General features: G+C 71.7%; 8 protein-coding genes. 2 read left to right on the top strand and 6 right to left on the bottom strand.

What is annotated here, in order from left to right; all coding sequences use genetic code 11:
* The 6 genes from KME77_RS18620 to KME77_RS18595 all read right to left on the bottom strand — a co-directional run.
* The coding region (locus KME77_RS18620; RefSeq protein WP_308250762.1) for an N-acetylglucosamine kinase at window positions 1-779 on the bottom strand (779 nt) is incomplete at its 3' end.
* Window positions 779-2,038: a 6-phospho-beta-glucosidase gene (locus KME77_RS18615; protein ID WP_219469220.1), complete on the bottom strand. Its 1,260-nt coding sequence runs from the start codon at window positions 2,036-2,038 to the stop codon at window positions 779-781. The genes KME77_RS18620 and KME77_RS18615, both read right to left, overlap by 1 nt.
* Window positions 2,035-2,916: a carbohydrate ABC transporter permease gene (locus tag KME77_RS18610; RefSeq protein ID WP_219469217.1), complete on the bottom strand. Its 882-nt coding sequence runs from the start codon at window positions 2,914-2,916 to the stop codon at window positions 2,035-2,037. The genes KME77_RS18615 and KME77_RS18610 overlap by 4 nt, the downstream gene beginning before the upstream one ends.
* Window positions 2,913-3,839, bottom strand: coding sequence for a carbohydrate ABC transporter permease (locus tag KME77_RS18605; RefSeq protein ID WP_219469215.1), 927 nt, complete (start codon window positions 3,837-3,839; stop codon window positions 2,913-2,915). The genes KME77_RS18610 and KME77_RS18605 overlap by 4 nt, the downstream gene beginning before the upstream one ends.
* Before the next feature lie 4 nt (window positions 3,840-3,843).
* On the bottom strand, window positions 3,844-5,193 hold the full coding sequence (locus KME77_RS18600) for an ABC transporter substrate-binding protein (protein ID WP_308250761.1): 1,350 nt from the start codon (window positions 5,191-5,193) through the stop codon (window positions 3,844-3,846).
* Window positions 5,194-5,222: 29 nt separating this feature from the next.
* Entirely contained in the window at window positions 5,223-6,416 is a 1,194-nt protein-coding gene (locus tag KME77_RS18595) for an ROK family transcriptional regulator (protein WP_219469210.1), read from the bottom strand.
* Window positions 6,417-6,627: 211 nt separating this feature from the next.
* Between KME77_RS18595 and KME77_RS18590 the strand changes: the two genes are divergently transcribed.
* Together KME77_RS18590 and lnt are read left to right on the top strand one after the other, a co-directional pair.
* Entirely contained in the window at window positions 6,628-8,952 is a 2,325-nt protein-coding gene (locus tag KME77_RS18590; RefSeq protein WP_219469233.1) for an ATP-binding domain-containing protein, read from the top strand.
* A 524-nt stretch (window positions 8,953-9,476) separates the two neighbouring features.
* Window positions 9,477-11,114, top strand: a 1,638-nt coding sequence (lnt, locus tag KME77_RS18585; protein WP_308250759.1) for an apolipoprotein N-acyltransferase, incomplete at its 3' end; no start/stop codon positions are given.

Raw genomic sequence — 11,114 nt, 5'->3', positions numbered from 1 at the left:
CGCAGGCCCACCTCCGCCAGCGCCACGACCTCCTCGGCCTGCCGCTCCACCAGCGACACCGCGATCGGGTCCCCGCCGGCCGCCACCGCGAACACGCCCGGCGTCAGCTCGTGCAGGCGGTCCTCGGGCAGCCGGCCGAAATGGATGTCCAGGACCAGCTCCTCGACCGTGCGCGTGCCGAAGTGACGGCTGCACAGCTCGGCCAGCGCGGTCGCCGGGCCGCGGCCGTCCTCGGCCCGGATCGCGTGCCACAGGGCCTCCTCGGCCACGCCCTGGCCGCCGCCCCAGTCGCCGCTCAGGCGGCCCAGGGCGGGGAAGCGGGCCACCTCGCCGGTGGGGGAGACGCCCACCGCGTTGATGCCCGCGCCGCACACCACGGCCACGCCCCAGGACGCCGACGCGCCCGCCCGTAACAGGGCGAAGGTGTCGTTGCGCACCACGATGTCCGGGCCGAACCCGCGGCGGGCGAACTCCCGCTCCAGGGCCTCCTCCTCCACCGGCAGGTCGGCCCCCGCCAGGTAGGCGGCCACGTGGTCGAACCGGCCGGGGTAGACGACAGGGCCGCCGGAGGGCCCGTCGGGAGGCCCGTCGAGCGCGCTGCCGAGGGCCCGGCGCAGCGCCAGCTCCACCGCGTCCAGCGCCTTCTCCACGCCCTCGCTCTGCGGCGCGAACGGGCCCGCGCGGCCGGTGGCCAGCACCTCGCCGTCCTCGGCCACCACCGCCACGTCGGTCTTGCTGTTGCCGCCGTCGACCGCCAGCACGAGCCTGCGGTGCTCCACTACCTCACCGTCCACGGCAGGTGGGCCCGGTTGGCCTCCAGCAGCAGCCCGGTCAGCTCCTCGGCCACCGCGTCCTGCCCGACCAGCGGATGGGCCAGCAGCGCGTCGCGCACGCGGTCCGCGCCGCCGCGCAGGGCCGCGTCGAGGGCCAGCGACTCGTACGCCGACACGTGCGCGATCAGCCCGGCGAACAGCGGCTCGACCGGCGCCACCGGCAGCGGCTCGGCACCGGTTCCCGACACGTGGGCGGGCACCTCGATCACCGCGTCGTCGTCCAGGAACGGCAGCGTGCCCCGGTTGCGGACGTTCACCACGTGCGCCCCCGGCCGGTCGCCGAGCAGCGAGGCGATGAGCTCGACCGCCGCCTCGGAGTAGAAGGCCCCGCCACGCTCGCCGAGCAGCTCCGGCTTCTCGGCCACCGAGGGGTCGGCGTACATCTCCAGCAGCCGCTCCTCCATCGCCGCCACCTCGGCCGCGCGCGACGGCTTGGCGCGCTGCTCCTCGACCACCGCGTCATGATCATAGAAATAGCGTAGATAATACGACGGCAGCACGCCGAGCCGCTTCACCAGGCCGGGACGCATGCCCGTCCCTTCGGCCAGCTCGTCCAGGTGCGAGTCCAGCAGTGAGGCAAGCACATCCTCACCGTCCAGACAGATGGCCCGCTCCCAGGACAGGTGGTTGAGCCCGACGTGCCCGAGCGAGATCCGCGACGGCTCCACGCCCAGCAGCGCGGCGACCCTGCGCTGGATGCCGATCGCCACGTTGCACAGCCCGATCGCCCGGTGCCCCGCGTCGAGCAGCGCCCGGGTGACGATGCCGACCGGGTTGGTGAAGTCGACGATCCAGGCGTCCGGCGCGTGCGCGCGGACCGTCTCGGCGATCCCCAGCACGACCGGAACCGTGCGCAGCGCCTTGGCCAGGCCGCCGGCGCCCGTCGTCTCCTGCCCCACGCAGCCGCACCGCAGCGGCAGCGTCTCGTCCACGTCGCGCGCCGCCTGCCCGCCCACGCGCAGCTGGAACAGCACGACCTGGGCGCCGGACACGCCCTCCTCGACGGAGGAGGTGGCCAGGACCCGCGCCGGGTGGCCGGCGCGGGCCAGCATCCGGCGCGCCATCCCGGAAACCACCTCAAGTCGCGAAATATCGGGATCTATGAGGGCCAGTTCGGAGATCGGCAGCGACTCCCGCAGCCGCGCGAACCCGTCCACCAGCTCAGGCGTGTACGTCGAGCCGCCCCCCACCACGGCCAGTTTCAACCCTTCACCCCCGTCAGCGTCACGCCCTCGATGAAGACCTTCTGGGCGAAGAAGAACACGATGATCACCGGCGCCATGACCAGCAGCGTGGCCGCCATGGTCAGGTTCCACTGCACGCTGTGCAGCGCCTTGAACGAGGCCAGGCCCACCGACAGGGTCCAGTTCTCCCCGGCGTACAGCAGCGGCCCGTAGTAGTCGTTCCAGCAGTAGAAGAACTGGAACAGCGCCGTCGCCGCGATCGCCGGCCGGGCCATGGGCAGGATCACCCGCACCAGCGTCCTGAGATCGGAGCAGCCGTCCACCCGCGCCGCGTCGGTGTAGTCGCGCGGGATCGTCAGCAGGAACTGCCGCAGCAGGAAGATCGAGAACGCGTCGCCCAGGAGCATCGGCAGCACCAGCGGCCACAGCGTCCCGGTCAGGTCCATCCGCGCCCAGATCAGGTAGATCGGCACCGCGATGACCTGCGGCGGCAGCATCATCATGGTGATGACCAGCAGGAACGCCAGCCTGCGCCCCGGGAAGCGGAAGCGCGCCAGCGCGTAGGCGACCGGCACCGAGGACAGCAGCGTGAACAGCGTGCCGAGCCCCGCGTAGATCATCGTGTTGCGCAGCCACACCAGGATCGGCGACCTGGCGAACACGTCGGCGAAGTTGGCCCAGTTCCAGGTGTGCGGCCACAGCTCGTCGGTCAGCGCCTGGTTGTCGCTCATCACGGCCGTCAGCAGCACGAAGACCAGCGGCCCGGCGAACGCGATCGTCAGCGCCACCGCCACCGCGTGCGTGGCGATCCAGTACAGGACCCTCCTGGCCCGGGCCCGCCGCACCCCCGTATGACGCCCGGCGGCCCGCGACGGGGCCGCCACCAGCGTCGCGCTCACGAGGCCACCTCCTCGAACCCGCGGAACTGCCGCAGCAGGATCAGCGTGAACACCAGCGACGCCGCGAACAGCACCAGCGCCAGCACGCACGCGTACCCCATCGTGTAGTCGCGGAAGCCCGTCTGGAACAGCCACTGCGGCAGCGTCAGCGTCGACATCTCCGGATAGCCCGGCGTGAACGCCGTGCCCGGCGCGTCGGTGGTGCCCGAGGCGACCCGGGCGGCGATCATCGCCTGCGTGAAGTACTGGAGCGTGTAGATCACCCCGGTCACCGCCGAGAACATCAGCACCGGCCGGATCGTCGGCAATGTGATGCTGCGGAACTGCCGCCACGCCCCCGCCCCGTCGATCGCCGCCGCCTCGTACAGGTGCCGGGGCACGTCCAGCAGCGCCGCCAGGAAGATCACCATGAGGTTGCCGACGCCCCACATGGCCAGCAGCGTCAGTCCCGGCTTGGACCAGTCCTTGTCGCCGAACCAGTCCGGTCCCTGGACGCCGGCCAGGCCCAGGATCCGGTTGACCGGCCCGGTCGCCGGGTTCATCAGGAAGACGAAGGCCACCGTCCCGGCCGTCACCGGGATCAGCGACGGCAGGTAGAACACCGTGCGGAAGAACCCCACGCCCGCCTTCAGCCTGGTCACCAACTGCGCCACCCCCAGGGCGAACAGCACCTGGGCCGGCACCATCACCACGACCAGCCAGGCCGTGTTCCGGATCGAGATCCAGGCCCGGTCGTCCTTGAGGAAGTAGGCGTAGTTGTCCAGGCCGGTGAACGACAGCGAGAACAGGTCGTACTTGAAGAAGGAGAAGTAGACGGTCGCCAGCAGCGGGTAGGCGAAGAACACCCCGAACCCTGCCAGCCACGGCGACAGCCACAGGAGGGCCTTGAGGCCCTCCCTGCGCCTGAGCGGGATCACTGCCATCGGCTCAGCCGCCCGACAGCTTCAGCTTGTCGTCGATCCGCTTGTCGACGTCCTTCAGCCCCGCGTCCAGGTCCTTGGCCGAGCCCTTCTCCCACGAGGTCATGAACGTCTGCAGCGCCTCCTGGTTGAAGACGGAGTTGACGTGCGCCGGCACCGTCGTCGTCCTCGGGTTGGCGAAGATGTCGAGGAAGGTCTGGAAGTTCTCGTCCTTCTTCAGGTCCGGCGACTCCAGCGCGGCCTTGGTCGTCGGCACGTTGCGGATCGCATTCGACAGCGTGACCAGCGCGCCGGTGTCCGTGGCCAGGTACTTCACCAGCGCCCACGCCGCCTCCGGGTTCTTGGCGCCCTTCGGCACGCCGATCACGGTGCCGGCGGTGAAGCCGCTGCCGTACAGGTCGGGCCTGGCGTCGTCCACCGGGACGGGCGCGGTGCCGTAGTCCAGCTTCGGCGCCTCGTTGGCGAGCATGGCGACCCGCCACTCGCCGTCGATGCCCATTGCGACCTTGCCCTCGTAGAAGGGGTGCTTGCCGGAGAACTCGTCACCCAGGCTCTTGCGGAACTTGTCCAGGTTCGCGTAGCCGTACCAGTCGACGAGCTCCTTCTGCCAGTTCAGCAGCGTTTTCCAGGCCGGGTCCGAGCCGATCGCCGAGGTGCCGTCCGGGTTCGTCCACTTCGCGCCGACCATGGCGCCCAGGTGGCTGGCCCCGTTCTCGTAGTACTGGCCGCTCGGGATGAAGCCGGCCACCTTGATCGTGCCGTCCGCGTTCCTGACCGTCAGCTCCTTGGCCAGCTTGGTCAGCTCCGACAGCGTCCTGGGCGGCTGGTTGCCCTTCATCAGGGCCTTGTTGTAGTAGAGGCCGTACGCGTCGGTCAGCAGCGGCATCACGCACCGCTTGCCGTCGAACTGCGTGTAGGTGTCGACCACCGGCGGCAGGCCCGACAGGTCCACGCCGTCCTGCTTGATGATCGGGTTCAGGTCCTGGAAGACGCCCTGCTTGCACCACGCGGCCACCGAGTCGGTGGTGAAGGACGAGGCCACGTCCGGCGCGTGGCCGCCGCGCACCGCCTGCGTGATCTGCTCGTCCTGCACGCCCTTGACCATCTTGACGGTGATCTGCGGGTACAGCTTGTTGAAACCGGCGATGGCGTCGGTGAACGCCTTCACCTCGGAGTCCGCCGAGAAGCCGTGCCACAGCTCGATCGTGGCGGCCGGGATTGCCGACGGCGCGGTGTTGCTGGCCTTCGGCTGCGAGCCGAGGGCGGGGCCGCCCTCCTTGCCCGCCGTGCACCCGGTGGTGAACGCTGCCAGGGACAGGACGGCGAGCCCTGCGGCCGCCAGGGGGACGAAGCGCACGGGGAGTGCCTCCTCTGCTCGGAACAACCTCATGGCGGGGAAACCGTGGAGCCGAAGACCTCGTCCCGGACGATGTCCAGGGCCAGGTCCAGGGCGCCGGCCAGGACGGGGTTGCCTTCGACGGTCGACAGGCGCAACCGGGGCCGGGGGATGGTCAGCGCGTGCAGCTCGTGCTCGATCAGCTCGCGCAGCGTCTCGCCGCCCGACAGCACCACGCCGCCGGTCAGCACGATGAGCCCTGGGTCGATGACCGAGGTGATGGCGGCCAGGCCCACCGCCAGCCGCGCGGCGATGTCGCGCAGCCCCGCCCTCGCGTCGTCGCCCTTCTGGTCCTCCGCCGCGCGCACCGCGTTCGCGATGGCCTGGCGGAAGTCGGTGCCGCGCACGCCGTACGAGCGCAGCAGCTTGAGCACGGCCGGGCCGCCGGTCAGCGCCTGGTAGCCGTGGTTGGCGTAGCGCCCGGCCTCGCGGGCCGTCGGCGCGCCCGGGGTCGGCATGTAGCCGACCTCGCCCGCGCCGCCGGTGGCGCCCCGGTGCATCCGCCCGCCCAGCACGATGGCCGAGCCGATGCCCTCGTCGGCCCACAGCAGCACGAAGTCGGAGTCGCCCCGCGCCGCGCCGTGGGCCTGCTCGGCCAGCGCCACGAGGTTGACGTTGTTCTCCACCGACACGGGCACGCCGAGACCCGCGCCGAGCGTGGGGACCAGGTCGGCGATCTGCCAGCCCGGCATGTCCTTGGCGGTGGCGTAGCCCAGCCGGCCCGTGGACGGGTCGATCGCGGCCTGCACGCCGATCACCACCCGGCGCAGCGGACCGGGCGGCTGGGCGCCGTCCAGGGCCGCGCGCAGCCGGGCCACCAGCTCGCCGCCGGGACGGCGCGGCGTGGGCAGCACGTACTCGCCCACCGTCGTGCCGGTGATGTCGGCGACGCGCGCCTCGATCTTGGCCGGGGTGACGTCCAGGGCGCCCACGTACGCCGCCGCCGGGTTGATTCGGTACACCTCGGCCGTGCGCCCCGGCAGGCCCTCCCTGATGCCGTCCAGGACCACCAGCCCGGCCTCCTGGAGGCGGGACAGCAGTTGTGAGGCGGTCGGCTTCGACAGGCCGGTCAGGGTGCCGATCTCAGGGCGCGTCAGCGGGCCCCGGTCGAGGAGTGCCTGCAGGGCCGCGCGATCGTTGATCGCGCGTAGCAGACTGGGAGTCCCCGGCACCGGATGGCTCACAAGCGCTCCTAGGCTCGAAGTTAGGAAACTTTCCTAACTTGATGTGAACCTAAGAGGGCGAAGGGTTCCGGTCAAGAGGTGAAACGAAGTCGTGACCGTGTGCGGGACGTGTGCGGGAAAGGACAACAAGCGCAAAGATGGGGAGTGCCTCAACAGGCGTGCTAATGTCGTCGTTTGTCGTAACAACAAGCAGAATGGCCCGGAGTGTCCCATTAACCACAATAATGGTCAGGCGGCAACTCGTCAAACCGAGCTCGCCAAGGAGCAGGAGTACGTCGCCCGCCTCTACGCCCGTCTCGACGCGCTGCGCGAGCGCACCCAGAGCCAGCTGAAGGAGGTGCTGGCCACGGGCGCCGTCGGCACGCTGCAGAACAGGTCGGAGCGCGACACGTTCGCCGGCATGTACGCCTCCAGGCTGGCGCGGCTCTGGGCGGTCGAGCGCGGCCTGGTTTTCGGCCGTCTCGATCATGTCGACGAGGGCCGCCTGTACATCGGCAAGATCGGGCTCACCGACGACGAGCAGGAGCGGCTGCTCATCGACTGGCGCGCGCCCGTCGCCCAGCCGTTCTACCGCGCCACCCCGGCCGCGCCGATGGGCCTGACCCGCCGGCGGCACCTGCAGACCAAGGGCCGCGCCGTCGTCGGCGTCGACGACGACCTGCTCGACCTCGACTCGCTGACCGACGACGACCGCGCCACCCTCAACGGCGAGGCCGCGCTGCTGGCCGCGCTCGACGAGCGGCGTACCGGCCGCATGCGCGACATCGTCGCCACCATCCAGGCCGAGCAGGACCGCGTCATCCGCGCCGACCTCAACGGCGTGCTGGTCGTCCAGGGCGGGCCCGGCACCGGCAAGACCGTCGTCGCGCTGCACCGCGCCGCGTACCTGCTCTACACCCACCGGGAGCGCCTGGAGCGGCGCGGCGTGCTCATCCTGGGCCCCAACCCCACCTTCCTGCGCTACATCGAGCAGGTGCTGCCCTCGCTCGGCGAGACCGACGTGCTGCTGTCCACGGTGGGGGAGCTGTACCCCGGGCTGACCGCCACCGCCAGGGATCGTTCCGAGGTGGCCGCGGTCAAGGGCGACCTGCGCATGGCCGAGGTGATCGCGCGGGCCGTACGGGACCGGCAGCGGGTGCCGCGCAAGCCCGTCGAGCTGACCCTGGGCCGCTACACGCTCACCATCGACCGCAACATGCTCGAATCGGCCAGGAACCGGGCCACCCGCTCGCGCCGCCCGCACAACCAGGCCCGCGCCGTGTTCGTCCGCTCCGTCCTGAACGCCCTGGCCAAGCAGGCGGCGCGCAAGCTCGGCAAGGGGCTGCTCGACGAGGACGAGCTGGCCGACCTGCGCGAGGAGCTGCGCACCGAGCAGCCGGTCAAGACCGCCCTGAACCGGCTGTGGCCGTACCTGACGCCGCAGCGGCTGCTGCTGGGCCTGTACGGCTCGCCCGAGCGGCTCGGCTACGCCGCCTCCGACCTGACGCCGGACGAGCGCGCCCTGCTGCGCCGCGAGCGCGGCGAGTGGACCGAGTCCGACGTCCCGCTGCTCGACGAGGCCGCCGAGCTGCTCGGCGAGATCGACGAGCAGGTGCTGCGCGCCAGCGCCCTGCAGGCCGAGGAAGACCTGGCCGCCGCCCGGCAGGCCGAGGAGCACGAGCGCGAGGCCGAGCTGGCCTACGCCCGCGAGGTGCTGGAGCTGACCGGCCTGTCCGACGTCATGGAGGCCGAGCGCCTGGCCGAGCGGCAGCGCGGCGAGGGCCCCTACCGGACCACCGCCGAACGCGCCGCCGCCGACCGGGCCTGGGCCTACGGCCACGTGATCGTGGACGAGGCGCAGGAGCTGTCGCCGATGGCCTGGCGGGCCGTCATGCGGCGGATCCCGACCCGCTCCATGACGATCGTCGGCGACATCGCCCAGACCGGCTCCATGGCCGGGGCCCGCTCCTGGGAGGAGGTGCTGAACCCGTACGTGGCCGGGCGCTGGCGGCAGGAGCGGCTCACCGTCAACTACCGCACGCCCGTGGAGCTCATGGCGGTCGCCGCCCGCGTCCTGAAGGCCATCGACCCCTCGCTGGAGGCGCCGCAGTCCGTACGGGAGATCGGCGCCGAGCCCTGGACGGCGCCCCTGTCCTGGCTGCCCGAGCTGGTCAAGGCGGAGATCGGCGAGGGCGGCAAGGTGGCCGTGGTCGTCCCCGACGCGCTGCTCGGCCCCCTCGGCGAGGCCGTCGCCGGCGTCGTGGAGGGCGTCGCCGTGGTGGCGCCCGGGGCGGGCCGGGGGACCGCCGCCCTCGACGCTCCGGCCGCGGTGCTGGGGGTGACCGACGCCAAGGGGCTGGAGTTCGATTCGGTCATCGTGGCCGATCCGGACCTGATAATCTCGCAGTCGCCGCGTGGGCTGAGCGACCTCTACGTCGCTCTGACCCGGGCCACCCAGCGGCTCGGCGTCGTCTCCGAAGAGGCGCCGTCGGAGCTGATCGCGGCGGTGTTGCGCGGCTTGCCAAGGCGCGGCCAGGGGGCGACTAATGGGCATTAGATCGCTTTAAGGCGACATCGTTATCATGCCCCACCTGCGGAAACTTGATGTTTCTGCTGATCGGGACACGGTTGACATCTGAGGTGGAGTCGGTAGTTTGCTGCGCAGTCCAGCACGGGACTTGGCCGGTTGGCCGTCTCTGACATCGTCGGATCCTGCGTCCGTGACGGAGCGTGACTCCGTCCACACAGCCAGGTGCAGGGCCGTCGGTCCGTCGAGTCGGGGCACCCCAACCGGGCGGGGGGTTGGACCCGGGACGGGTCCGGGAGCCCAGTAGACAACGGAATTCCGAGCTCGCCGCCGACGAGACGGGTCCGGTCCGAAGGGTTTCCGGGCCCTCTTCCTGCTCTCGTGCGCACGGACCGCCATCAGCGCCGGGTGGTCCCGTCAGGTCACGGGATCACCCTGCCGCTCCCTGCCCCGGGCCTCGATGCGGGATCGAAGACGCCGCGGCGTCCGGATCGCCGCCCCGGGGCGGTAGCGTTTTCGCAAGCAGGCGTGCGAAACGGCGAGGGGAACACCGCGTGGTGCAGGACAGGACGGGCCTACCGCCCACCGGCGGCACGACCCCGCACACCCCGGACCCGGCCGGCCCGGCCGGCTCTGACACGGCTGGCACGGCCGGTTCTGGCGCGGCTCCGCGCGAGTCCTGGAAAGCGGGCCTGGCCCGTGCCGTGGCCGCCGCCGCGGGCGGTCTGCTGCTGTTCCTCGCCTTCCCGCCCCTCGACTGGTGGCCGGCCGCCCCGCTGGGCATCGGGCTGATCGCCGCCGCCCTCCACGGGGCCCGCCCGAGGCGCGCCGCCTGGGTCGGATACCTGGCCGCCGTCGTGTTCCTGCTGCCCGCGCTCGCCTGGGTGCGGACGATCGGCGACGACGTGTGGGCGATCCTGGTGGGCGTCGAGAGCCTGTTCTACGCCGCCATGGCCGCGCTGGCGTCGCTGGTGTTCAGGCTGTGCTGGTGGCCGCTGTGGTTCGGCGGGCTGTGGGTGGCCATGGAGTGGGCCCGCGGCCTGGTGCCCATCGGCGGCTTCCCGTGGGCGCGGCTGGCCTTCAGCCAGGGCGAGTCGCTGTTCACCGAGTACGCCGCGCTGGGCGGCGCGCCGCTCGTGTCGTTCGCCGTCGTGCTGTGCGGGGCGCTGCTCGCGTACGCGGTGCTGGGGCGCTCGGAGACGCCGAGGCGTCCGCGCCGCCCTGGGGCCCCGGGACGTCCGGAGGGAGCCTCCTGGGGCGTCGTGGGGCGGCTCGTGCCCGTGGCCCTGGCGCTGGCCGTCCCGCTGCTGAGCCTGGCCGTGCCGAGGCCCGGCGACGAGGGCCGGACGGTCAACGTCGGCGTCGTGCAGGGAAACGTGCCGGGACGGGGTATGTACATCCTGGGCGACGAACCCGCCGTCGTCCTGAAAAATCATGCCAACGAGACCATGAAACTCGCTCAAGCCGTACGCGACGGCAAACTCCTCAAGCCCGACATCGTGGTGCTCCCGGAGAACTCCACCGACATCGACCCCTACCGCGACCCGGAAGCCGCCCGGATCATCGACGACTCCGTCAAGAGCGTCGGCGTCCCCACGCTGGTCGGCGCCGTCGTGGCCATCGGCGACGCCAACCGGGCCACCCGCAGCCTCGTCTGGGACCCCGTGACCGGGCCGGGCGCGTACTACGACAAGCAGAACCTGGTCCCGTTCGGCGAGTACACGCCGTTCAAGGACCTCGTGCTGGCCCTGTGGGAGCGGGCCGGCCTGGTCGGCCGGCAGTCCGTGGCGGGCACGAAGCCGGGCGACCTGAGGATGGGCCCGGTCACCGTGGGCGCGGTCAACTGCTACGAGGTCGCCTACGACGGCACCGTCCGCGCGACCGTCAGGACCGGGGCCACGCCGCTGGTGGTGCAGACCAACAACGCCTCCTACGCCGAGTCGAACCTGCCGCCGCAGCAACTGGCCATGTCGAAGCTGCGGGCCGTCGAGCACAACCGGGCCGTCGTGACGGCGGCCACCACCGGCATCTCGGCGTACGTCACCCCGGAGGGCAAGGTCGCCTGGCAGACCCGGGAGCTCGTGGCGGACATGAACGTGGTGAAGGTGCCCGTACGCACCGAGGCCACGCTCGCGACGCTGGTCGGAGCGTGGCCGGAGTGGGCGCTGGCGCTGATGGGCGTGGCGGCCGCC

Origin of the sequence: Nonomuraea rhizosphaerae, assembly GCF_019396405.1 — a bacterium.
GTDB lineage: Bacteria > Actinomycetota > Actinomycetes > Streptosporangiales > Streptosporangiaceae > Nonomuraea > Nonomuraea rhizosphaerae.
This window is presented reverse-complemented; position numbering and strand designations above follow the sequence as displayed.